Origin of the sequence: Flavobacterium sp. AED, from assembly GCF_000812945.1 — a bacterium.
GTDB lineage: Bacteria > Bacteroidota > Bacteroidia > Flavobacteriales > Flavobacteriaceae > Flavobacterium.
Genome location: NZ_JSYM01000001.1, coordinates 279,597 through 303,500 on the forward strand (window position 1 = coordinate 279,597; position 23,904 = coordinate 303,500).

Annotated in this window: 22 protein-coding genes; 8 read left to right on the forward strand and 14 right to left on the reverse strand. The window is 32.8% G+C overall.

Going from position 1 to position 23,904, the window contains the following annotated elements; all coding sequences use genetic code 11:
- Nucleotide 1: 1 nt before the first annotated feature.
- The 4 genes from OA85_RS01240 to OA85_RS01255 form a co-directional block, all read right to left on the reverse strand.
- Nucleotides 2-1,078 carry a HEAT repeat domain-containing protein gene (locus OA85_RS01240; protein WP_039107576.1) on the reverse strand — a complete coding sequence of 359 codons (1,077 nt, stop codon included), beginning with the start codon at nt 1,076-1,078 and terminating at the stop codon, nt 2-4.
- A 32-nt stretch (nt 1,079-1,110) separates the two neighbouring features.
- On the reverse strand, nt 1,111-1,479 hold the full coding sequence (locus OA85_RS01245) for a response regulator transcription factor (protein ID WP_039107578.1): 369 nt from the start codon (nt 1,477-1,479) through the stop codon (nt 1,111-1,113).
- 443 nt (nt 1,480-1,922) lie between these two features.
- Nucleotides 1,923-2,687: a TIGR02757 family protein gene (locus OA85_RS01250; protein ID WP_039107580.1), complete on the reverse strand. Its 765-nt coding sequence runs from the start codon at nt 2,685-2,687 to the stop codon at nt 1,923-1,925.
- Between the two features lie 4 nt (nt 2,688-2,691).
- On the reverse strand, nt 2,692-3,354 hold the full coding sequence (locus tag OA85_RS01255; protein WP_039107582.1) for an ABC transporter ATP-binding protein: 663 nt from the start codon (nt 3,352-3,354) through the stop codon (nt 2,692-2,694).
- 173 nt (nt 3,355-3,527) lie between these two features.
- On the opposite strand from OA85_RS01255, the gene msrA reads away from it, so the two are divergent.
- Together msrA and OA85_RS01265 are read left to right on the forward strand one after the other, a co-directional pair.
- On the forward strand, nt 3,528-4,076 hold the full coding sequence (msrA, locus tag OA85_RS01260) for a peptide-methionine (S)-S-oxide reductase MsrA (RefSeq protein WP_039107584.1): 549 nt from the start codon (nt 3,528-3,530) through the stop codon (nt 4,074-4,076).
- A gap of 49 nt (nt 4,077-4,125) precedes the next feature.
- Nucleotides 4,126-4,422: a hypothetical protein gene (locus OA85_RS01265; RefSeq protein ID WP_039107587.1), complete on the forward strand. Its 297-nt coding sequence runs from the start codon at nt 4,126-4,128 to the stop codon at nt 4,420-4,422.
- Between the two features lie 12 nt (nt 4,423-4,434).
- Here the strand turns inward: OA85_RS01265 and OA85_RS01270 are convergent, their stop codons facing one another.
- From OA85_RS01270 to OA85_RS01295, 6 genes are all read right to left on the reverse strand, one after another.
- Nucleotides 4,435-4,737, reverse strand: a complete 303-nt coding sequence (locus OA85_RS01270; protein ID WP_039107589.1) for a DUF6787 family protein — start codon at nt 4,735-4,737, stop codon at nt 4,435-4,437.
- A gap of 32 nt (nt 4,738-4,769) precedes the next feature.
- The gene (locus OA85_RS01275) at nt 4,770-5,204 is read right to left on the reverse strand and encodes a DUF6146 family protein (protein ID WP_039107591.1); all 435 of its coding nucleotides are present in this window, start codon (nt 5,202-5,204) and stop codon (nt 4,770-4,772) included.
- 110 nt (nt 5,205-5,314) lie between these two features.
- The gene (locus tag OA85_RS01280) at nt 5,315-5,878 is read right to left on the reverse strand and encodes a DUF937 domain-containing protein (RefSeq protein WP_039107593.1); all 564 of its coding nucleotides are present in this window, start codon (nt 5,876-5,878) and stop codon (nt 5,315-5,317) included.
- 94 nt (nt 5,879-5,972) lie between these two features.
- Nucleotides 5,973-6,923 carry a D-2-hydroxyacid dehydrogenase gene (locus OA85_RS01285; RefSeq protein ID WP_039107595.1) on the reverse strand — a complete coding sequence of 317 codons (951 nt, stop codon included), beginning with the start codon at nt 6,921-6,923 and terminating at the stop codon, nt 5,973-5,975.
- Between the two features lie 189 nt (nt 6,924-7,112).
- A complete protein-coding gene (serC, locus tag OA85_RS01290) occupies nt 7,113-8,183 on the reverse strand; it encodes a 3-phosphoserine/phosphohydroxythreonine transaminase (RefSeq protein ID WP_039107597.1) in 1,071 nt (356 codons plus the stop codon).
- 93 nt (nt 8,184-8,276) lie between these two features.
- Complete coding sequence (locus OA85_RS01295) at nt 8,277-9,335, reverse strand: acyl-CoA reductase (protein ID WP_039107599.1); 1,059 nt, start codon at nt 9,333-9,335, stop codon at nt 8,277-8,279.
- A 136-nt stretch (nt 9,336-9,471) separates the two neighbouring features.
- On the opposite strand from OA85_RS01295, the gene OA85_RS01300 reads away from it, so the two are divergent.
- Entirely contained in the window at nt 9,472-9,822 is a 351-nt protein-coding gene (locus tag OA85_RS01300) for a 4Fe-4S dicluster domain-containing protein (RefSeq protein WP_039107600.1), read from the forward strand.
- A gap of 58 nt (nt 9,823-9,880) precedes the next feature.
- Here the strand turns inward: OA85_RS01300 and OA85_RS01305 are convergent, their stop codons facing one another.
- Nucleotides 9,881-10,621, reverse strand: coding sequence for a class I SAM-dependent methyltransferase (locus OA85_RS01305; RefSeq protein ID WP_039107602.1), 741 nt, complete (start codon nt 10,619-10,621; stop codon nt 9,881-9,883).
- Nucleotides 10,622-10,715: 94 nt separating this feature from the next.
- Nucleotides 10,716-13,364 (reverse strand): TonB-dependent receptor, encoded by a 2,649-nt coding sequence (locus tag OA85_RS01310; RefSeq protein ID WP_039109267.1) that lies wholly within the window; start codon nt 13,362-13,364, stop codon nt 10,716-10,718.
- A gap of 361 nt (nt 13,365-13,725) precedes the next feature.
- On the opposite strand from OA85_RS01310, the gene ychF reads away from it, so the two are divergent.
- The 5 genes from ychF (at nt 13,726) to OA85_RS01335 (ending at nt 21,167) form a co-directional block, all read left to right on the forward strand.
- Nucleotides 13,726-14,820 (forward strand): redox-regulated ATPase YchF, encoded by a 1,095-nt coding sequence (ychF, locus tag OA85_RS01315; RefSeq protein ID WP_039107604.1) that lies wholly within the window; start codon nt 13,726-13,728, stop codon nt 14,818-14,820.
- Nucleotides 14,821-15,111: 291 nt separating this feature from the next.
- A complete protein-coding gene (locus OA85_RS01320; protein WP_039107605.1) occupies nt 15,112-15,780 on the forward strand; it encodes a hypothetical protein in 669 nt (222 codons plus the stop codon).
- 79 nt (nt 15,781-15,859) lie between these two features.
- Nucleotides 15,860-16,381, forward strand: coding sequence for an NADPH-dependent FMN reductase (locus OA85_RS01325; protein ID WP_039107607.1), 522 nt, complete (start codon nt 15,860-15,862; stop codon nt 16,379-16,381).
- Nucleotides 16,382-16,530: 149 nt separating this feature from the next.
- Nucleotides 16,531-18,393: a DNA topoisomerase IV subunit B gene (locus tag OA85_RS01330; protein ID WP_039107608.1), complete on the forward strand. Its 1,863-nt coding sequence runs from the start codon at nt 16,531-16,533 to the stop codon at nt 18,391-18,393.
- 44 nt (nt 18,394-18,437) lie between these two features.
- Nucleotides 18,438-21,167: a DNA gyrase/topoisomerase IV subunit A gene (locus OA85_RS01335; protein ID WP_039107609.1), complete on the forward strand. Its 2,730-nt coding sequence runs from the start codon at nt 18,438-18,440 to the stop codon at nt 21,165-21,167.
- 44 nt (nt 21,168-21,211) lie between these two features.
- On the opposite strand, the gene OA85_RS01340 is transcribed toward OA85_RS01335, so the two are convergent.
- A complete protein-coding gene (locus OA85_RS01340) occupies nt 21,212-21,871 on the reverse strand; it encodes a PolC-type DNA polymerase III (protein WP_039107610.1) in 660 nt (219 codons plus the stop codon).
- Nucleotides 21,871-23,790, reverse strand: coding sequence for a DUF294 nucleotidyltransferase-like domain-containing protein (locus OA85_RS01345; RefSeq protein ID WP_039107611.1), 1,920 nt, complete (start codon nt 23,788-23,790; stop codon nt 21,871-21,873). Before OA85_RS01345 ends, OA85_RS01340 begins: the two co-directional genes overlap by 1 nt.
- Nucleotides 23,791-23,904 lie beyond the last annotated feature (114 nt).

The following is a 23,904-nucleotide window of genomic DNA, read 5'->3' on the forward strand; positions in this document are numbered from 1 at the left end:
TTTAGGCTGTTAGCATTTTTTTTAATTCAATCTCATATAAAGTATATTCTTCAAAATTAATATGCTTCAATATCTCCATTACCAACAACTTAATTTCAAAATTTTTGTGATGTATATGTTCCAGTAAAAAAGGCTTATCACTATTCTCATACACATTTCCCATCATTTTTAGAAAAGCGATTTGTTCTTCATGACTGCGCTCATTAAAATTGTTTTTCAAAATGTTTTTTGCTTCAAAGATATTCAAATGGCTTAATGCAGAAATTGCATTAACTCTTACGTCTTCACTTTTATGATTTAACAGTTTAATAAGCTCATCTTTTGCTTCAAATTGATTGTAGACTTTAGCGAGTTTTAAAGTAAAAATAACTACAGAATCATTTGAAGATTTCAGCCATGGCCTAATGTCTGCAATTTGTGGGTCATTGTTAAGTTGAAGGATTTCCAATAATTGGATCTGATCCCATTCAGATAGAGACGTTTCTAAAATATTCAAAAATTCAAGGCCCTTGAAAGCATATAAATGGACCAGGTATAATTGCATTTCTTTGCGAACTTCTTTTTTAGGATGGTTGATGTTATTCATTATTATTTTATGAACTCCCTTTATTTTAAATTGTGTAAGCTCTCTAATTCCGATAGCGATAATATCCCATTTTTCATTTCTTAGTTTGGCTAATGAGTAACGTAAAAGCCCCAATTTAATAAAGAGTTTATCAATAGATTCCGCTATTTCGCCAGAAATCTCATTTCTTAATTTTAATAATGTTGAAATAATAATTTTTCTTTTAAAAGGATCAGCTACATATTTTTTTAATTCGTTGATAATTAATTGTTGGTCAGAACTAAAGCTTCCATCTTCATTTCCGGAATATAAATAGGTAACAAGATAAGATTCGTATTCCTCTTGATATTTAGCCTTAATCTTTTCATTCTCCCTTAAATTGTTCCTTAAATGTATCAGATACATTATCAGCATCGCAATAATTATTAAAAAAATGCAGCTAAAGCTCCATGCCAATTGGATTATTGGTGAAGAATGTTTTAAAAATTCTAAAAGGTAAAGATTCCTGTTCATAACTAGATGCTTTAAGTTATTCATTCGAAATATTAAATGAGCAATCGTTTTACCCTGATTACTAATTCATGTGGACTAAAAGGCTTACTCATAAAATCAGTTGCTCCCAAGTCAAATGCTTTAAGCACGATTTCTTCCTGTCCAGCTGATGAAAAAACTACAATTGGAGTTTGCGCATTCAATTTGTTTCTTACATGACTGATTACTTCTAATCCGCTGACAAAAGGCATCATAATATCGGTTAAAATTAATTCTGGACTGTGCTCTTCTATTAATTCGATTGCTTGCTTTCCGTCAATAGCGATAAGAAGTTTATAACCTTCTTTTTCTAATCTAAACTTTAGTAGTAATGAGAGAACTGAATTATCTTCGGCTAGAACAATTTTTTTAATTTTATTCATTTGTTTGGTAGTTTGAATTAGGTTAATAATTCAGATTTAAAATATCATAAATCATTTGTTAATAGCTTCAATAATTTTATTCTTTGCTTTCTTGTAAATTAGATTCGATTTGTTCGAATTTTGAATTTTTATGTAGTTGTCACTTTTTTAATTCTAAATTTTGTGTTTTTTTAACTCTAATTTATTAGTAATTTTATTAACCAAATGTAATCTAATTTTTTTTCAAAATATTCGATAAAGTGCATATAAAACGGATAAAGTGCGTAAAAACAATTAAATATAAGACAAATAGTACAATATTTAAAAATAAAAATTACTATATATGGCTTAAATTGTTTATAAAAGAGAGGATTGTAAAAAATAAAATAGTATTTCAATCAATTTCTAATGTTTCAAGAAAACTGAAGTAATCTATTTTGATTAGGTAAACTTTGAAGTAAAAATTAAAATCCCTCGAAAACGCCCAATCCAAATAATGCGAAGTCATATTTTACTGGATCATTTACATCAAATTCCCGAAGTTTTTTATCTAGTTCTGCTAGTGCTTTTCCATCATTTTGTTTCCTTGTAAGCAATCCTAATTTTCGGGCTACATTACCGGAATGCACATCCAAAGGACAGGATAAAGAAGCAGGGGAAATACTTTTCCATATTCCTAAATCAACTCCTTTATTGTCTTGACGCACCATCCATCGGAGAAACATATTGATTCGTTTTGCTGCCGAATTATTCAATGGATCCGAAATGTGTTTTTGGGTTCTATACTGATGTGGAATTTCGAAGAATGTCTTTTTGAATTCCGAGATGCTTTTTTGCATAGTTGCTAATTCTTGGTTTTTAGCATATACGGATTCTAAGCCATTATGGTTTTGATAAATGTTTTTTAAGCTTCTTATAAAACTGGTAAAATCCTGTCCGTTAAAAGTTCTATGGACAAAAGTTTCTAGTCGTTCCAAATCATTTTCGGAATGAGACATAACAAAATCATAAGGTGCATTCCCCATTAAATCCATCATTTTATGGGAATTTTTGATAATCATTTTGCGATTTCCCCAAGCAATTGTAGCACTTAGGAAACCAGCAATTTCCATATCTTCTTTTTGTGAAAATAAATGCGGAATTTGGACTGGATCACTTTCTATGAATTCGAGTGTATTGTATTGTATGACTTTTTCGTCTAGGAATGATTTTAATTCGGAATGATTCATTTTTTTAATTACTAATCAATCCATCTACCATTACTAATTTTCTATCGGCCATATTAGCTAATTCTTCATTATGGGTTACAATCACAAAAGTTTGTCCCAATTCGTCCCGTAATTTGAAAAATAATTGGTGTAGGTTTTCGGCTGAAGCGGTATCGAGATTTCCCGAAGGTTCATCTGCAAAAATGATTGCGGGTTTGTTGATTAAGGCTCTTGCGACTGCCACGCGTTGCTGTTCTCCACCGGAAAGTTCATTGGGTTTGTGGTTCATGCGATGTGAAAGGCCGAGGTAAGTTAGGAGTTTTTCGGCTTCTATTTCTGTTTCCACTTTGGATTTATTAGCAATAAAAGCGGGAATGCAAACATTTTCCAAGGCTGTAAATTCAGGTAATAATTGATGAAATTGGAATATAAAACCTAAATTTAAATTTCTGAATTTGGACAAATTTTTGTCGTTCATGGTCAAAATATCTTCATCATTAATGCGCAATTCGATCCCGTTTTCGGCCGTTGGTTTGTCTAAAGTTCCAAGGATTTGCAAAAGTGTAGTTTTACCAGCACCCGAAGCACCTACGATAGAGACAATCTCCCCTTTTTGAATATGTAAATCAACTCCTTTCAACACATGTAGTTGATCGTAATATTTATGTAGATTTTTGACTTGTATCATTTTGAAACTATTTTCACAAAGAAACAAAGATTTTAATGATTATTTCCCTTCGCAAATTATAAACTTTAGTTAATAAGGAATAATCACTTCCGATTATTAGATTAAATTTGGTTTTAAATTATTGGTTATAATAAACTAAACTCAAATTTTTTTGTAAACGAATAAACTAATAAATGAAAATGGAACAAGGATTGGAAGTTGCCACTTTTGCAGGCGGTTGTTTTTGGTGTACCGAAGCGGTTTTTTTAGAATTGAATGGAGTGAATACAGTGGTTTCGGGATATATAGGCGGAGATACAATTAATCCAACCTATAAGGACATTTGTAATGGCGATACAGGTCACGCAGAGGCTATTCAAATTACTTTTGATTCCAATAAAATAAGTTTTGGGGAATTGTTGGAAATATTTTTTGCAACGCATGATCCAACTACTTTGAACCGTCAAGGAAATGATATTGGTACTCAATACCGCAGCGAGATATTCTATAATAATGAAAATCAGAAAGATCTAGCCGAAGCATACATTGCTTTAATGACGAGAGAAAATACGTTTGGTGAACCAATTGTTACCTTAGTTTCACCAGCTACACTATTTTATGAAGCAGAGGATTATCATCAGAATTATTACAATCAAAATAAATTGCAAGGCTATTGTAGTTATGTAATTACGCCAAAAGTCGAAAAATTGAAAAAAATATTTAAAGACAAACTCAAGAATTAATTGGCATTAGATTTGTATGTTTTGTAATAAACAATTCTAAAATAGAATAATGGAAAAAATACAAGTTGGCGAAACAGATAATAAAAGCAGAAATTTTTTACTGGGTTTATTATTTGACGGAATTGGGATGTTATCGTTTACCGTTCCTTTCGTTGGAGAATTCTCTGATGTGGTTTGGGCACCCATTGCAGGATATTTAATGACAATAATGTATAAAGGAACTGTAGGTAAAGTAGGCGGAGTCGTTACTTTTTTAGAAGAAATTTTACCATTTTCAGATGTTATTCCCACATTTACCTTGACATGGATTTATAATTATTGGATAAAAAACAAAAACGCTTCATAATTGAAGCGTTTTTTATTCTTTAAAAAGAAATCCTAATCCCATCCGTTTTAGCATTTTCTTTTCGAATGCCCAAAAGAATTTGAATTGTCCGAAAATAAATCCTATTAAGACTAAAAGTACTTGGTATAATGGAAAAATCAATAATAATCGGACGGGTGTAAACCAATGACCTAAGTCTGATTTTGTAATTCCCAACCAAAAGCAAAAAGGTTTTGATAACCAAGCTGAAGCGGAACCCGTAATTGCAAAAACAATAAATATAATTGTGAGTTGTAAATTGGTTTCAATTCCCCAACGTTTTTTTAAATCGCTCATCTTTATTTATAATGATTACAAATATAGTGACATTATCTTGAGGGAACATAACCAAAGAGTTTTTGTTTGTAGGTATTTTGAAAATAAATCATATAATTATAAATTAGATAATTAACCTCATACCCATAATTAATATTTGAATCATAACTAATTGACATTTCATAAAGATTAGGGTCATATCGTTGTGGTTGCAAAACGCGGCTGTTCCACTCGCTAACGTACAATTGATTTTTGTTTTCTAAGTAACTTTGGGAATGATAGCCTCTTGGATAAGCTCTTGAATTAAGCCAAGTACTGAAACCTGGGTCGATTATAATTACTTCGTATTGCAGTTCATCATTGGCAATTCTAACGGTATCACTTTGCGTTGGAATTGTTTTGTCAGTTTTCGAAAAAGTAGGTTTAGAAGTTTTACAACTAAAAAGAGAAACTAAAATAATTGCTAATATGTAAATACTATTTTTCATGATAAAAAATGAATATTAAAGTTACGAAATTAAAAGGTTAATTATTAGTGTTTTAACAAAAAAATCATCTACTAAGAGTAAATGATTTTATATGAATATTTCGATTTCTATTATTTTCCAAAGAGTTTACCAAGTATGCTTCCAAGTCCGCCACCTTTTTGGGTTACTGCCGACATAGCATCGCTTATATCTACCTTACCATCTGCATTTTGGTCTAAACCAAATTGGCCACCATATTTTGAAATAGCCTCCATAATACCAGTATTTTGCCCGCTATTACCAGAAATAGCTCCAATAATATCAGAAATTTGAAAACTGGAATCATTCGGATCTTTGGCCTTATTGACTAAAGAACTCAATATTTGAGGGATTAAGCTTCCCGCTACTCCTGAGGCAGTTTCATTATTTATACCAAATTTTTCACCCAGACTTCCAGTAAGTTGTTCCGTTAATTTTTGAACTACAGGATTCGAACTGTCTTGCGCATTATTTCCTTGAAATAAACCTGCAAGTTGATCAGCTCCACCTTCTGAGACTATTTTTTGTAATCCGGAAATAATAGAACTGCTAGCTTCAGTCATTACAGCTTCATTATGCTCGTTTGGAATAGCGTTATTTTTAACAACGGATTCGACACCAAACTGTTGTGCTAATTGTGTTAATTGTTCAAACATGTCATTTGATTTAGATTAGAAATCAAATTTAATAAAAAAAGGGATTCATTAAACAATGTTAATGAATCCCTTTTTACTATTTAATGCAAAAAAACTAGCCTAATATGCTAATAATTTGTGAAGCTAATTCAGTACCAATTCTATCTTGTGCTTCTCCTGTTGCAGCTCCAATATGTGGAGTCATTGAGATTTTATGATTCATCAAAATAGTCATTTCAGGAGTTGGTTCGTTTTCAAAAACATCCAATCCAGCGAACAATACTTTTCCGCTGTCTAATGCTTTTACTAATGCAACTTCATCGATAACACCACCACGAGCACAGTTTACAATACCTACACCGTCTTTCATAATAGCCAATTCTTTCTCTCCAATGATGTAACCATCTTGAGCAGGAACGTGTAATGTTATGAAATCAGCTTCTTTGAATAAAGATTCCAATGATTGAGAAACGATAGTTGTTGTGATAGATTGACCATCAAAAAATTCAACTTTAACGTCAACTTGTGGGATAAACATATCTGCAGCAATCACTTTCATGCCTAAACCTAATGCCATTTTAGCAGTAGCTTGACCAATACGTCCAATTCCTACAACACCAAGAGTTTTTCCTCTTAATTCGATTCCGTTTGCATATGCTTTTTTCAAACCTTCAAAGTTTGTATCTCCTTCAAGAGGCATATTTCTGTTAGAATCATGTAAAAAACGTACACCAGAAAATAAATGTGCAAAAACCAATTCTGCAACTGATTCTGATGAAGATGCTGGAGTGTTGATTACATGAATTCCTTTGCTTTTAGCATAGTCCACATCAATATTATCCATACCTACACCACCACGACCAATAATTTTTAATCCTGGGCAAGCATCTATAATGTCTTTACGAACTTTGGTAGCACTACGCACCAAAACAACGCTCACATTGTTTTCATTTACAAAGTTAGCCACTTGTTCTTGTGCTACTTTTGTAGTTATAACTTCAAATCCACCTTTTTCTAAAGCTAGAATTCCACTTTTAGAAATTCCGTCATTGGCTAATACTTTCATTTTTTATGTCATTGCGAGGAATGAAACAATCCCATCCTCATATTTAATTTATTATTTTATTTTTCTGGAGCTATTTCCCGCTTTCCATTGCAATCTTTTATGTTTTTAAAGAAAAAACATAAAAGGATTTCCATTTCAATCGGGGCTAGGTATCCAGAATTCAATTGGCATTTTTTGCGAAACTGAAAACTAAACTTTAGCTTCCAATGCTGCCATTACATCAACCAATACTTGAACGCTTTCTAATGGAAGCGCATTGTACATAGAAGCTCTGTAACCACCTACTGAACGGTGTCCAGGTAATCCAGAGATTCCCGCAGCTTTCCACATTGCATCAAATGTTTCTGCATGAGAAGCATCATTCAATAAGAAAGTGGCATTCATGTTAGAACGATCTTCAATAGCAGCAGCTCCTTTGAATAATGGGTTTCTGTCAATTTCTCCATAAAGTAATGCAGCTTTAGCATTATTTATTTTTTCAATTGCAGCAACACCTCCTAGGTTTTTCAACCATTGTAATGTCAATAAAGATGCGTAAACAGGGAAAACAGGTGGAGTATTATACATACTTTCTGCTTTGATATGTTTAGTATAATCCAACATGCTTGGGATTATTCTGCTATTTTTACCTAAAATTTCCTCTTTCACAACAACCAAAGTAGTTCCTGCTGGACCCATATTTTTTTGAGCTCCTGCATAAATCAAATCAAATTTTGAAAAATCCAATTCTCTTGAAAATATATCAGAACTCATATCACATACAATTGGCATATCAAGTGATGGGAATTCCTTCATTTGTGTACCAAAAATAGTGTTGTTACTGGTGCAATGGAAATAATCAGCATCTGAAGGTACAGTGTATCCTTTTGGAATATGATTGTAATTTTCTTCTTTTGATGAAGCGACAATGACAGTATCACCAAAAAGTTTGGCTTCTTTTATAGCTGCTGATGCCCATGTTCCTGAATCAAGATAAGCAGATTTCCCACCTTCTTTCATCAAGTTATAAGGAGCCATAATAAATTCTAAACTAGCTCCGCCAGCAAGAAATAAAGCTTGATATCCTTTGCCTTCAAGGCCTAAAAGTTCAATAACAAGAGCTCTTGCTTCATCCATAACGGCAACGAAGTCTTTGCTTCTGTGCGAAATTTCTAAAATGGATAAACCAGAATTGTTGAAATTTAAAATAGCTTGAGCTGATTTTTCAAAAACTTCTTGTGGTAAAATACAAGGTCCTGCGCTGTAGTTGTGTTTTTTCATGGTGTAGTTTAAGTCCAAAAAATTAAAGTGCAAATTTCGGTAATAGGAGTTTAAAAAGCGTTAAATAATTCGAAAAAATTAAACAATTTTAGACTATATTGTTAACAAAAACGAAATAGTATCCACGTTATCTGCGTAATTCCATAATTTAGGTTTTTGGGTTTGTCCAAAATCAATGCTGTTTTCTATGATGTTATCACTTACAATACACTGAATTTGCTCACTTTCAGATTGTAATCGTATTTGTAAATCAGTGATGTCATCGTAAAATTCATAAAACACACTAGAAATTGGGGAGGCATGGCTTTTATCTTCTTTTATGGTCAAAAATCCATTATCCAATAATTTAAAATTACTCATCAGGAAAACGGCTTTGTTGTAATCATAATTGTTAGCATATTTTTCATAATGAATAACATCCTGATACTCAAATATGGCTTCAAAAAAACCATCGAAAATATACCCTTTTGGAACAAAAATTTTAGAGACATTGCGACATCCTAAACCAAAATATCTAAAAATATCTTCACCTAAAGCGCTTAATTGTTCTTTGGTTTCTTTTCCATTCAAAACAGCAATTGAATTCCTGCTTTTTCGTATTATGGAAGGTTTGTCTTTAAAGTAATATTCAAAATAGCGAGCGGTATTATTACTTCCAGTTGCTATTACGGCATCAAAATTTTCTAGTTTTCCTTCAACAAAAGTTATTCTATTAGCCAATTCAGAATCAACGGATACGATGTATTTAGCTAAAAAAGGTAATAAATGTTGGTCATTTGAGGATGTTTTTATCAATACATTATGCCCAGTGATTAAAACCGACAAGAAATCATGAAACCCAACCAGCGGAATATTTCCGGCAAGAATTAAGGCGATATTTTTAGGTTCGTTTATTTGAAAATTATAAGCAGAGAGCCATTGATTTAAATTTTCTTCAGTTAGTGCTTCTGCCCAAGATTGAATAGAAAAATAAACTTGTTCAGGCGTATACCATCCATTATGCGATTGTGATAATGTGATCAATTTGATAAAATCATCAAAAAATAAATCGTTATGTAAAACAGTAGGATTGATAGAAGAATTATCCTCGGAAAATTGACTTAAAAATTTTCCTAATTCAATAAAACTTCTTTTTTTTTCGTTTTGTAACATAAGTAACTTGTATATGAATAGTTTTGATTGTAATTTTGCACAAAAATAAGCTATAATAAGTTATAAGTCAAAAGAGAAAAAATCTTAAGTTGTTTTATCTCAATAGGCATAGCTTTTAACTCATAAAAAGATAAAGATGGCAATTATAATAACAGATGAATGTATCAATTGCGGTGCTTGTGAACCAGAGTGCCCAAATACAGCAATATATGAAGGAGCTGATGACTGGAGATATAAAGATGGAACCAAACTTAAAGGGAAAGTAATTTTGCCGGATGGTTCTGAAGTAGATTCAGATGAAGCACAAACTCCAATTTCTGACGAAATTTACTATATTGTACCCGGAAAATGTACAGAGTGTAAAGGTTTTCATGATGAACCACAATGTGCTGCAGTTTGTCCTGTAGACTGTTGTATTCCAGATGATAATCATGTTGAGACTGAAGAAACGTTACTAAACAGACAAGCATTTTTGCATAATGAATAGTGTGTAAATTCAATAACATAAAAAAAATCCTGAGTTAGTTCTCAGGATTTTTTTTATGTTATTTTTTTCTTGCTACAATTACATATGTATCGTAAGCATACGTTTTTCTGTCAATTGTTTTGATGATTTCAAAATCATTTAAATATAAAAATAATTGTATCTCATTTAAGGTAAATACACGCAATGTAGAAAAATCGTCTGCAATTATTTCTTTTTCACCATTTTTTAAAGTGTAGTATTGTGCAGTCCACTCCAGCATAAAATTTTCTGAGGAAGTTGTTTTCCAATTACTGTTTCTATAATACAGTATTCCATCATATTCCGCTTTGTGAATTATAACTTTATTTTCTGTAGTAAAAGGAATAAAGCGATTAGCGTCTATAAAGTCAAAAATGAGAATTCCATTTTCTGTTAAATTTTTGTAAATGGATTCAAAAGTGCTGTTTACGTCTTCATTTGTAATCAAATAACTAGTGGAACGCCCCGTAATTAGTATTGAATCAACGGGCTTTTCAAGTTCAAATTGTCTCATGTCACCGTGAATGAAAGTACAGCTCTTATTTCTTTCCTTGGCGATAGCTATCATACTTTGGCTATAATCCAGGCCAATATATTCTTGATTATTTTGCTGAAATCTTTTGGCTAGGTTACCGGTACCACTACCAACTTCTAGTATGGATGTGCAGTTATTTTCTTTAATTAAATGGTTGTAGAATTGGTATTCTTCATCATAATCAATGAAGGTTTGGTACATGGCATCAAAAATTGCAGCCATTTTTCCGTCATAAAGATTTGTCATGATAGTTGTAATAAAGTACTAAATTTAGGAAAAATAAACGAAATAAAAAAAGGGCTATCTTTCGACAGCCCTTTTAAGTTATTCAAGAATCAAATTAGAATTTATAGTTCAAAGATAAATTGAACATAGTACCTAATTGACTAAAGTGTGATCCATCATAAGTAGTATTTGCATAACGACCGTTGAAAGTAATTAAGTTGAATTGGTTCTTAACTTGTGCAGGGTCATTTAAAAGTGTTGTTCCAGCAGCATTTTCAGCTACAAATTTCCATTCTGGTAAAACATTTAATAAATTGTTTACATTTAGAGCTAAAGTTAATTTGTCAGTAGCTGAGAAATTAATTCCTAAATCAGTAACGATTTTTGGAATAAATTGAGTTTTTAAATTAGAATCTAAACCATCTTGATTAAAAGTAGTTTTTCCAAAATAAGTGTTGTTAAGTGAAAAATCAAATTTTCCTATTTTGTAATTTGCTCCCAAAATCCATTTAGTATCAGGTCTTGAAGTAAACATTAAAGATTCTAATGTTTGTCCAAAATTACCACTTTTTACAGGAGAAATTCTTTCGTTTTGAAAAGTAACATTTCCAGATAAATTAAATCCTAATTTTCCTGTTCCTAACATGATGTTGCTGTAGTTAGCAACCACATCTAAACCGGATGTTCTAGAGTCAAATGAATTTTCAAACCAAGCTACTGTACCAAATTGAGTATCTACTTTGTCTCCTAAAACGATTCTGTCTTCAACTTTAATGTTGTAATAATCGATTGTGAAATTAAAGTTTTTACTTGGTTTTGCTCCAATTCCCACAGTAATGTTAGTTGATTTTTCTGCATCTAATGGTTTAATTCCCAATTGACGAGCTTGTGGAGAAACATTATTTATAATACCACTTACTTGAATTCCTTGACCAGGTACAAATGAGTATTGTGATTTTTGAGTATAAATTTGATGTAAAGTTGGAGCTCTGAATCCTGTAGAAAGGGAACCTCTTAGTGTAATTTTGTCGTCTGCAAATTTATATCTTGAACTTAATTTCCAAACTGTAGCTCCTCCAAAGTCACTATAATCCTCGTAACGGACAGTTCCGTTTACTAAGAAATCTTTAGTAACATCATAAGCGACATCTAAATAAGCACCTAAGTTATAACGATTCCATTTTCCTGAATTTTCAGGTCTGTTACCAGCAAATGAATCTGCTCCAATTCCATCCCAAGATGCTTTGTCTCCTTCCATAACTTCAAAAGTTTCTGTTCTGATTTCTGAACCAAAACCAATACTTACTTTCTCTGATAATACTTTAGAGATATCTAAGTTACCTACAATATGGTTGAAAGAAGTTCCTCCTGGTTTAAATGCGATTGGGCTGTTTTCTAAGTAAACGTTATTTCCATCAGCATCTTGAATGTCAGATCTGTTGAAAGAGTTCTCAACTGTATAAGTTTGTGTATTTCCACCTACTGTGATACTCGCATCAGTATTCCAATCGTTTTTTGTTGATTTATATCCTAATGTACCATTGTAATCATTTAAATCTCCAGTAAATGTTGGCACATAACCTAAATAAGAGGCAGGTGTTCCATTTCCAAAGAAGTCTTTCAAGAAAGGATAATCAGATAAAGTTCTCCAATATGGAGTTCTATAATTTGCAAATGAGTTTACTTTTTTGTAAACATAAGCTGCGTTGTAATAGATTTGAGAAGTTTCGCTTAATTCGCTTCCACCATTAACTAAGAATTTAGCAGCAGCAGTTTCTGGCGATCCATTGATGTTTCCTGCATCTGGTTTTTTTGCAAGAAAAGCTTGAACATCTGAAAGAGAAGCTCCAAAATCTCCTGCATCTCCAGCAGCATCAACTTTACCTGGTCTGTTAGATAAATTAACTTTAGAGAAATCTACTGTATAATTTACAAATCCTTTGTCTCCTACTGTAGAACCGTTGTTTAAACTTACGCCTAACATTTCGCCATCACCTTGAGAAGTCATTCCACTTCTTACTGTTACTGATCCACCGTTAGTATTCTTTTTTAAGATAATATTCATTACCCCTGCAATCGCATCAGAACCATATTGAGCTGATGCACCATCACGAAGGATTTCGACTCTTTCGATAGCGTCTGTAGGAATTGCAGAAATATCTGCACCTGTTTCACCTCGTCCCGGAGAAGTTTGTACGTAAAGTAAAGAACTTAAATTTTTACGTTTTCCGTTGATAAGGATTAAAGTCCTGCTTGGTCCCATATTTCTAATTTCATAAGGGTCAAGCAATGATGTAGCATCATTTACAGGTGTTTGAACCGTATTAAAAGAAGGAATCTTGTACTGTAACGCTTTGTCAAAAGTAGCTTGTCCAGTTGATGCTAAGTCTTTAGAGGATATTACATCGATAGGAAGTGCAGTCGTGGTGTTACTTCTAGGTGCTGTTCTTGTACCAGTAACCACAACTTCTTGAAGATTTTGACCACCTTCTTCTGATAATGCTACATTTATTGTAGTACTTGTAGCTGCTCTTTCTACTTTATTGTATCCTACATAGCTAAAAATTAAAGTAGCCCCATCTTTAACTTTGATTTTGTAAACTCCGTCGATATCAGTTGAGACACCGTTGTTAGTTCCTTTTTCGATAATGTTAACGCCTGGTAATGCAGCACCGGCATTGTCTTTCACAACACCAGAGATTTCTTTTTGTGCAAAAAGAAATGTGACGTTTAGCAAGAATAATAATAATGCAAATTTTTTCATAAATTGTTGGTTTTGGTTTTTGTTTGGTTTGAAATCGGTTGCAATATAAATTTTTTTTAACAAAATATTAATATTTAGTTTAAATTTTTACAAACATTTATAGAAATTTTAATAATGATTAATAAAATTCTTATTCTGATAAATTGTTTAAAGAATAATATTGAATTGATAAAAAAAGTAAAAAAGGAGAATGCAATACATAAATGTATTGATTATGCCATCAAACATTTATTAAATCTTATATTTGCAAACTTTTAAAGTGAATTCTAAAAACTTTTAGCAGGATACTGTTATCTGTAAACAAAAATAGCATGAAGAATGGCGGGGCCATATTTTCATTAAAAACAAATATTATCTACATATGAAAGCAGGAATTGTAGGATTACCGAATGTTGGAAAATCAACATTATTCAATTGTTTATCCAATGCAAAAGCGCAAAGTGCGAACTTTCCTTTTTGTACTATTGAACCAAATATAGGTGTTGTAAATGTTCCGGATTCCAGAATAGAAAAATTGGAAGAATTGGTAAAACCAGAACGTGTGCAAATGGCAACCGTAGATATCGTTGATATTGCAGGATTGGTAAAAGGAGCAAGTAAAGGAGAAGGTTTAGGAAATCAGTTTCTAGGAAATATTAGAGAATGTAATGCGATTATTCACGTTTTACGTTGTTTTGATAACGATAACATTGTTCACGTTGATGGAAATGTAAATCCAATTCGTGACAAAGAAACGATTGATATTGAATTGCAATTGAAAGATTTGGAGAATGTTGAAAAACGTTTAGAAAAAGTAAAACGTGCTGCTAAAACCGGAAACAAGGAAGCAATAGTAGAAGAAGCATTATTAAACAGAATTAGAGAAACATTACTTCAAGCGAAATCTGCCAGAACAATAACTCCACAGAACTATGACGAAGAAGTTTTGATGGAAGGTTTTCAATTGATTACCGCAAAACCAGTATTGTATGTTTGTAATGTTGATGAAAATTCAGCAGTTAACGGTAATAAATATGTAGACCAAGTTCGTGAATTGGTTAAGGATGAAGATGCGGAAGTTATTGTACTTTCTGTTGGTGCTGAAGCTGATATTACCGAATTAGAAAGCTACGAAGAGCGTCAGGTTTTCTTAGAAGATATGGGGTTAAGTGAGCCAGGAGCATCTGTATTGATTCGTGCAGCTTACAAATTATTGAAACAACAAACCTATTTTACGGCAGGAGTTAAAGAAGTTCGTGCTTGGACTATTAATATTGGAGCAACTGCGCCACAAGCTGCAGGAGTTATTCATACTGATTTCGAAAAAGGATTTATCCGTGCTGAAGTTATTGCTTATGAGGATTTCGTTAATTATGGTTCTGAATCTAAATGTAAAGAAGCAGGGAAATTCAAAGTAGAAGGAAAAGAATATATCGTAAAAGATGGTGATGTGATGCATTTTAGATTTAATGTGTAGTTTCTAGAAAATAGAGAAAAGAATAAAGAAAATAGAAAGAAACCTGCAAGAGTAATTTTGCAGGTTTTTTTATGGACCTAATCCAGCTTTTTTGCTACAAGATTTCCCTGTAACGCTTATTTTTTCTAAGACCATAAAAGAGCTTCCTCTAGTCGCTCTTTTTGGTCAAGAAAAAATAAGTGTTAAAGAAAAATGCTTTTCAATGCTATCTGGGGTAAAATCAAGATTGCGATTAAATTAAATTTATAATTTTATATGTAATTTCACTTTAAAATTTTATCGGCATTCAAAATGAAAAAGTACTTTTTAGTTCTAGGATTATTATTTGTTGTTTCTTGTAAAAAAGCTGATGCATCAGAAGTTGATGGACTTAATCTTTATTTTGAAACTCCACAGCCTATAAATGATTCTGAATTATCAAAAATTCCAAATAAATTAAGGGGTGTATTTATGAATTCGGATTCTATTTTTATTAATATCAAAGAAGATGTAATTTTGAGGGAAAGCTATTCTAAATTTCGATTTCATAAAAAACAAATGGATTCTCTAAAACAAGAATTCGATTTCTCCGACGGAAAGGGCATTTTAAAAATAAATCGACAAGTATTTGATTGTAAAAAAAATGGAGATTCGTTAGAACTTTCAAGCAAAGATGTAGATACCATTTTTGTTTTTTCGAATACCCAAAAAGCAAAACGAATTAATGGGCAATTAGTTTTAAATACAAAAGATTCTATTTTTTGGAAAATTAAAATAATTCAACTAGATAAAAATTTACTTAAAATAAAATATATTTCTTCTGAAGAAGATTTAAAAAGAATAGATTCAATTACTAGAGTAAAGTCTAAAATGATTGATTCGTCTTCTTTTGTTCTTAAGCCGAGCCGAGGAGAATTTAAAAAAATTATAAATTTAAAACATTTAGGTGAAGGTCGAGAATTTAAAAAAACGGTCAAATAATTTCATAATCTGTGAATCAGAGGTTAATTATTTTTGTAGCAGTACTAAATTTAATTACTTTAGTAAAAAACAAATTTTTATGAAAATCATAGCCTTTGGCGGAAGCCCCAGTAAAAACTCCATCAATAAAAAATTAGCAACTTATGCTGCAAATCTTTTTGAAAATGCCGAAGTAGAGGTGTTGGATTTGAATGATTTTAAAATGCCTTTGTTTAGTGTTGATATAGAAGTGGAGATTGGTCAGCATGAACTTGCCAAAGCGTTTCTGGCTAAAATTGCCTCAGCTGATATTTTAGTAGTTTCGCTTGCAGAAAATAATGGAAATTATTCTGCGGCTTTCAAGAATGTGTTTGATTGGTGTTCCAGAATTAATGGAAAAGTTTTTCAGGAAAAACCAATGTTGCTTATGGCTACTTCGCCAGGCGGTAGAGGTGGGTCGTCTGTATTAGAAATTGCAAAAAATGCTTTTCCTCGTTATGGTGCAGTTATAAAAGCGACTTTTTCGTTACCAAGTTTCGATGCTAATTTTGATGTTGAAAACGGTAAAATTTCTAATCCTGAATTGGATAAACAGTTGAAGGAAATTATTAAGAATTTTTAAATTTTGGTAACCTTAACGATACGCATATTCTGAAATCTAAAATCTGTAATCTTTTTTTTTGTCAATATCATTCTTAATAACTTTGACGGCTTCCTGTTTTAAATTTTATCGAATTACACTACATTAGCACAAAATCCACAAAATTTACAATGTCCGATCAAAATCAATATACCGAAGATAATATTCGGTCGCTCGACTGGAAAGAACATATTCGCATGCGTCCCGGAATGTATATCGGGAAATTGGGAGATGGTTCCTCTCCAGATGATGGTATTTATATTCTTCTAAAAGAAGTACTCGATAACTGTATCGATGAATTTGTCATGGGTGCCGGTAAGACAATTGAGGTGACGATTAAAGATAAAACGGTTACTGTTAGGGATTATGGTCGCGGAATTCCATTAGGAAAAGTAATTGATGTAGTCTCTAAAATGAATACGGGTGGAAAATACGATTCTTTGGCATTTAAGAAATCCGTTGGTTTAAATGGAGTAGGAACAAAAGCCGTGAATGCTTTGTCTAATTATTTTCGTGTAGAATCCGTTCGGGACGAAAAACAAAAAGCGGCTGAATTCTCGGCTGGAAATCTAGTTCTTGAAGAAGATATTATAGATACAACTAAACGAAAAGGAACTAAGGTTACTTTTATTCCAGACGAAGCAATTTTTAAAAATTACAAATTCAGATATGAATATGTAATCAAAATGCTCAAAAACTATTGCTACTTAAACAATGGTTTGACCATTTTATTCAATGGCGAAAAATATTTCTCTGAAAATGGTCTGAAAGATTTATTGGAAGAAACCATTCATGCCGATGATTTGGAATATCCAATTATTCACCTAAAAGGAGAGGATATTGAGATTGCTTTGACGCACAGTAAAACACAATACAGCGAAGAATACCATTCCTTCGTGAATGGACAAAATACCACACAAGGAGGAACGCATTTAGCAGCGTATCGGGAAGCGATTGTAAAAACCATTAGAGAGTTTTATAATAAAAGTTTCGAAGCTTCAGATGTACGTAAATCCATTGTAAGTGCGGTAAGTATTAAGGTTATGGAGCCTGTTTTTGAGTCGCAAACCAAAACTAAATTGGGATCGACTGATATGGGTTCTGAGCCAGGAATGCAGTCAGTTCGTACTTTTGTAAATGACTTTGTGAAAACGAAATTAGATAATTATTTGCATAAAAATACAGCAACTGCAGATGCATTATTGCGTAAAATTCTTCAAGCCGAAAGAGAGCGAAAAGAATTATCAGGGATTCGAAAATTAGCTACTGATCGTGCCAAAAAAGCAAATCTTCACAATAAAAAATTAAGGGATTGTAGAGCCCATCTTACGGATACCAAGAATCCTAAAAGTCTGGAGAGTACGCTTTTTATCACTGAGGGAGATTCCGCTTCCGGGTCGATTACTAAATCGCGAGATGTGAACACTCAAGCAGTTTTTAGTTTGCGTGGTAAGCCTTTGAATTCCTACGGAATGAGCAAGAAAATTGTTTATGAAAATGAAGAATTCAATTTATTGCAAGCAGCGCTTGATATTGAGGATGGTTTAGAAAAATTGCGGTATAATAATATTGTAATTGCAACGGATGCCGATGTTGATGGAATGCACATTCGGTTGTTGTTAATTTCTTTTTTCTTGCAATTTTTTCCTGAATTAATAAAAGAAGGGCATTTGTATATTTTACAAACACCTCTTTTTAGAATCCGAAATAAGAAAGAAACGATTTATTGTTATTCGGAAGAAGAGCGAAAAGAGGCAATGGAAAAATTAAAACCAAAACCAGAAATCACCCGATTTAAGGGATTGGGGGAAATATCTCCGGATGAGTTCAAAAATTTTATTGGAGAAACCATTCGTCTTGACCCAATTATGATGGATAAAAATACTTCGATTGAGCAATTATTATCCTTTTATATGGGGAAAAATACACCAGACCGACAGGAATTTATCATCAAGAATTTGAAGGTAGAATTAGATGTTTTGGAAAAGGAGTAGTATAAATTAAAGAAATTATTCCAATATTATTATAGGATAAATAAATGAAAGACGAAGAAGACGATAACATAATTCCAGCAAACGAAGAAAATAATTCGGAAGATCATTCTACTGATGAAAATCAAGAAGAAAATGACTCGGATGAAATTATTAATGTAGATAAAAAATCTTTTGAAGGCCAGCATTTTTACGAAAATGAAGAAGATGAAAATGATACCATTACCAAAGTCACAGGAATGTACAAGGAATGGTTTTTGGATTATGCATCGTATGTAATTCTGGAGCGTGCAGTTCCTGCGATTGAAGATGGTTTTAAACCTGTGCAACGTCGTATTATGCACTCTTTGAAAGAATTAGATGATGGTCGTTATAATAAAGTGGCCAATGTAGTAGGGCACACCATGCAGTATCACCCACACGGGGATCAGAGTATTGGTGATGCAATGGTGCAAATTGGTCAGAAAGAATTGTTGATTGATTGTCAAGGAAACTGGGGGAATATCCTAACGGGAGATGGAGCTGCGGCTTCTCGTTATATTGAAGCGCGTTTATCTAAATTTGCCTTGGAAGTTTTATATTCTCCAAAGATTACCGATTGGGGCGTTTCTTACGATGGTCGTCGTGCGGAACCTAACAATCTGCCTGTAAAATTTCCATTATTATTGGCTTCTGGAGCTGAGGGAATTGCAGTTGGTCTTTCGACGAAAGTCTTGCCTCATAATTTTAATGAACTAATTGATTCGTCAATAAAAATTTTAAAAGGAAAACCATTTACGTTATATCCTGATTTTTTGACACAAGGTATTGCTGATGTGTCTAATTATAATGATGGATTGCGTGGTGGACGTGTACGTGTACGTGCCAAAATCGCGCAGCTTGACAAGAATACCTTGGTGATTACCCAAATTCCGTTTTCGACTAATACGACCACTTTGATTGACAGTATTTTGAAAGCGAATGATAAAGGGAAAATAAAAATCAAGAAAATTGAGGACAATACCGCTGCTGAGGTAGAGATATTAATTCATCTTTTTCCAGGAGTTTCACCAGATAAAACAATTGATGCATTGTTTGCTTTCACGGCTTGTGAAACTTCGGTAGCTCCTTTGGGGTGTGTTATTGAGGATAACAAACCACTGTTTATTGGGGTTTCGGATATGTTGAAAATTTCAACAAACAGGACTGTTCAGCTCTTAAAAAGCGAACTTGAAATCCAGTTAGGTGAATTGGAAGAACAATGGCATTTTCTTTCTTTGGAGCGTATTTTTATAGAGAATAAAATATACCGTGACATTGAAGAAATGACGACCCGAGAAACGGTAATTAAGGCGGTTGATGATGGTTTGAAACCGCATACTAAACACTTAAAACGCGCTGTTACCGAAGAAGATATTCTGCGTTTATTGGATATCCGAATCATGCGTATTTCCAAATTTGACAGCAACAAGGCGCAAGATAAAATTGAAGCCCTTGAAGGCGATATCGAACAGGTAAGACACAACTTAGAACATCTGATTGATTTTGCAATTGCCTATTTTACTAAGTTAAAAGAGAAATATGGAAAAGGGCGGGAACGTCAAACTGAACTACGTATTTTTGATGATATCGAAGCTACAAAAGTGGTTTTAAGAAATACCAAATTATATGTCAATAAAGAAGAGGGATTTGTTGGAACAAGCTTGAAAAAAGACGAATACGTTACGGATTGCTCTGATATTGATGATGTAATTGTATTCCTTCGTGACGGTAAAATGATGATTACCAAAGTAGATGCTAAAACGTTTGTGGGTAAGGACATTATTCACATTGCTATTTTTGACAAAAGTGATAAGCGTACGATTTACAATATGATTTACCGTGATGGAAAATCAGGTCCTTCTTATATCAAACGATTCAATGTTTCTGGAGTTACTCGTGATAAAGCCTACGATTTAACCAATGAAACTGCAGGTTCTCAAGTAGTGTATTTCTCTTGTAATCCAAATGGGGAAGCCGAGGTGATTACGATATTATTGCGCCAAGTTGGTAGTGTGAAAAAATTGAAATTCGATATCGACTTTGCCAGTTTAGCAATTAAAGGACGCGCTTCCAAAGGGAATTTGGTGACCAAATATCCAATCAAGAAAATTGAACTGAAAGAAAAAGGGATTTCGACATTATTGCCACGAAAAGTCTGGTTTGATGATACTGTCCAAAGACTTAACGTTGATGGAAGAGGTGAGTTGTTGGGCGAATTCAGACCAAGTGATAAGATTCTGATTATATCGCAATCTGGAAAAATAAAAGTAATTACGCCTGAATTATCGACACATTTTGATGAAGATATGGTAGTTTTAGAAAAATGGGTTCCTAAAAAACCAATTTCAGCGATTTATTATGATGGTGAAAAAGAGCGCTATTATATCAAACGTTTTTTGGTAGAAACAGAGAACAAAGAGGAAAGTTTTATCACGGAACATTCTAATTCACATCTCGAAATTGTAGCTACGGATTATCGCCCTGTGGCCGAACTAGTTTTTGCGAAAGTAAAAGGAGTTCAAAAAGAAAATATGAAGGTGGATATTGAATCCTTTATTGCTTTAAAAGGATTTAAAGCTTTAGGAAACCAATTGACAACTGATAAGTTGAAACAAGTAAATCTATTAGAATCGTTGCCTTACGAAGCTCCTGAGGAGGTTATTGCAGAAGAATTAGAAGTAAAAGGAGAAACAGATGCTGATGATGTGGATATTCAATTGGATGATGACGGTCAAATAACATTATCTTTAGAATAAAAAAAAGCTCCATCAGGAGCTTTTTTTTATGAGTTTTATCATTTTTATTTGAACAACTGTTTTAACGTAAGTCCCTTTTTATTTCTTAATTTATTTAGAATTTTCAAAAAAGCAATTGCTGTAATATAAGCATCGCCCATTGCGGTATGCCTGTCTTTTTGTGAAATATCAAATTTATCGGCAAGTTCGTCTAAACTGTAGTTGTCTTTACGTTCCAATAAATGAGAAACTAACAGCGTTTTTTTATATAGCACTGCCGTGTCCAAAGTCTTGTTTGTTAATTTTGGCAATCCATTTCTCTCCAATGCATTATTAATCATAGTAATGTCAAATATTGTATGATGTGCAATTATAATGGAGTCTCCTAAAAAGGCCAAAAACTGTTGTAAAGCTTCTAATTCAGTGGGGCGGTCTATGATATATTCTTTCAGAATTCCATGAATTTTTGCTGTAGCTTTATCATAATGTTCCTGTTGAATAAAAACTTCAAAACTATCATGAATGGGAATCGTATTATTTTGCAGGACGATAGCCCCAATACAAAGTATTCTGTCATTTGTATAATCAAATCCTGTGGTTTCCGTATCTAAAACAACAAAACGAGTTGTATCAATATCATTTAACAGTTCTTCATCGGATAATGTTTCTGATTTACCCAAAAAATTAAATAAAACGGCTTTACTTTTTTCTAATAAGTTAATCATCATAATATGTTTGAAGGGTTAAATCGGATGGTAATAAGTTCCTGAAGTTCCTTAATGGTTTTGAAAGTTCGCTTCAGTTTTATTTTTTCTAATTTGGACAAAGTTTCTAAGGCAATAAACTGACCGGAATCATGATGTAAAAGGCCTTGTTTGGTTCTGAACTTCAATAATGCTTTATAGGAATAGGAACAAGCTAAATACAATTCGCTGTTATGAGGCTCTAATTCTGACAATTTTTCAAAACGTTCCGGAGTATTGCTAATAGATTTCACTGAATGGGAGAGAATCAATACTCTTGCAGCATCAGTCAAAGGCATTAAAGCCCGTCTTTTTATGTCAAAAAAGTCTTTGTGGGCACCATCTTGTTCTACAAGAAGTTGTCTAAAGAATCCAGTAGGAGAGGGACTTTGTAGCGCACCACTTACTAAATGAATATAAAATACAGGATTGGCTTTTATATTTTCAAAAATAAAATCAGACAGATTATTTACGAGTTCCCTATCGCCATAAGAAAGGCTATAATCAAAAAATATAAAGGATAATAATACTTCATTTTTTCCTGGGTTGGTAATCCAATGGTAAACCAGACTTTCCCATTCGCCAAGGCTCAAACACCATTTTGGATTGGAAGCCATCATTTCTGCAGGACAATAATCATAACCAATTTCAAAAAGCCCTTTATTGACATGAGTAGCCAATTCTAAAAAATAGTTCTTAGTAGCTTCTTTTAATTCTTCTGGGACATCCTCATAAACTAAGGCATTATCTTGGTCAGTATGTAGCAATTGTTCACTTCTCCCTTGACTTCCTAATGCCAACCATGCAAATTTTACAGGAGGAGGCGTTTTCATCTTTTTTAACGCTATTTCTATTATTTGCTTAATGCAGACATCATTTAATTCGGTAATTATTTTAGAAGTCAGTGTCATGGGGATGTTTTGGTCTAAATATCCTTGTAACAATTGCATTATGCTGTCTCGTATTGGCTTTATCTGTTTGGCTTTTTTAGCTCTTTTTACCGCTTTTATCAATACTGCAGGATTATTGCCAAGTTCCACCATGACATCATGTTTGGATAGGATTCCAACAGCTTTGGAATTTGCAGTACCATCTTTTGTAAGACATAAATGGCTGATGTTGCTTTTCATCATTGCCATTTGTGCCTGAGTAACGGTCATTTTCTTGGGATAAGTAATAACGGGAGTCGTCATTATCAGTCCAGCAGTTGTGGTGATTGGAAATTCTCCTGTCACAATCTTGTTCCTTAAATCCTTATCTGTAATGATACCAATAGGAAGTTTATCTTCTATAACAAGAACGGCGCCCACATTTTTTTTAGTCATGATCTCAGCAATTTCTTTTGCTGTAGTAGTGGAAAAACAGGTTATCAGTTTTTTTGAATATTTTACTGGCTGTATGTCCAATAGGTTTTTATCAATGTCCAAAGTTTCACTACCTATAGTTTCACCATATAATTTTCCGCTATGACTTTTGGAATAAGGATTGCGTGTATTTGAAGCAAAGCTTTCTATTAAAAAATTTCCTATAGCTCTGTTTTCTAATGCGTAAGGTTTAAATATGCTGATAGGAACGGCATAAAGAATACTTTCTTCATAGGTTCGGGCTTCCATCTGATAGTTCTCATTGGCGATAAGCGGTCTCAACCCGAAAATATCTCCTTCATCACACCTATCCAAAACATCATTTTCTTGGCTGTTTCTTAATGTTACAGCTCCTTTATGAACTACATAAAAACAGTTGTGTGTTTCTTCGTTTTCGGCAAATACCAAACTATCTTTTTCTTTGTAAATAATGGATATTTGTTCAGAAAGAGTTTCAATGTCTTTTTGATGCAAAAAGTTGAATGGAGGGAAATTTTTTAAAAAGTCTGCGACTCTATGAGAGATGGTATTTTTCATGACGCTTATTTGTGTCTAAGATAAATTATAAAAAAATAAAATAAAAAGAAAAAGATCAAATTTGGGTCTTTTTAGTGTTTCCTTATTTAGGGAGGGTATAAATTTTCAGAATAT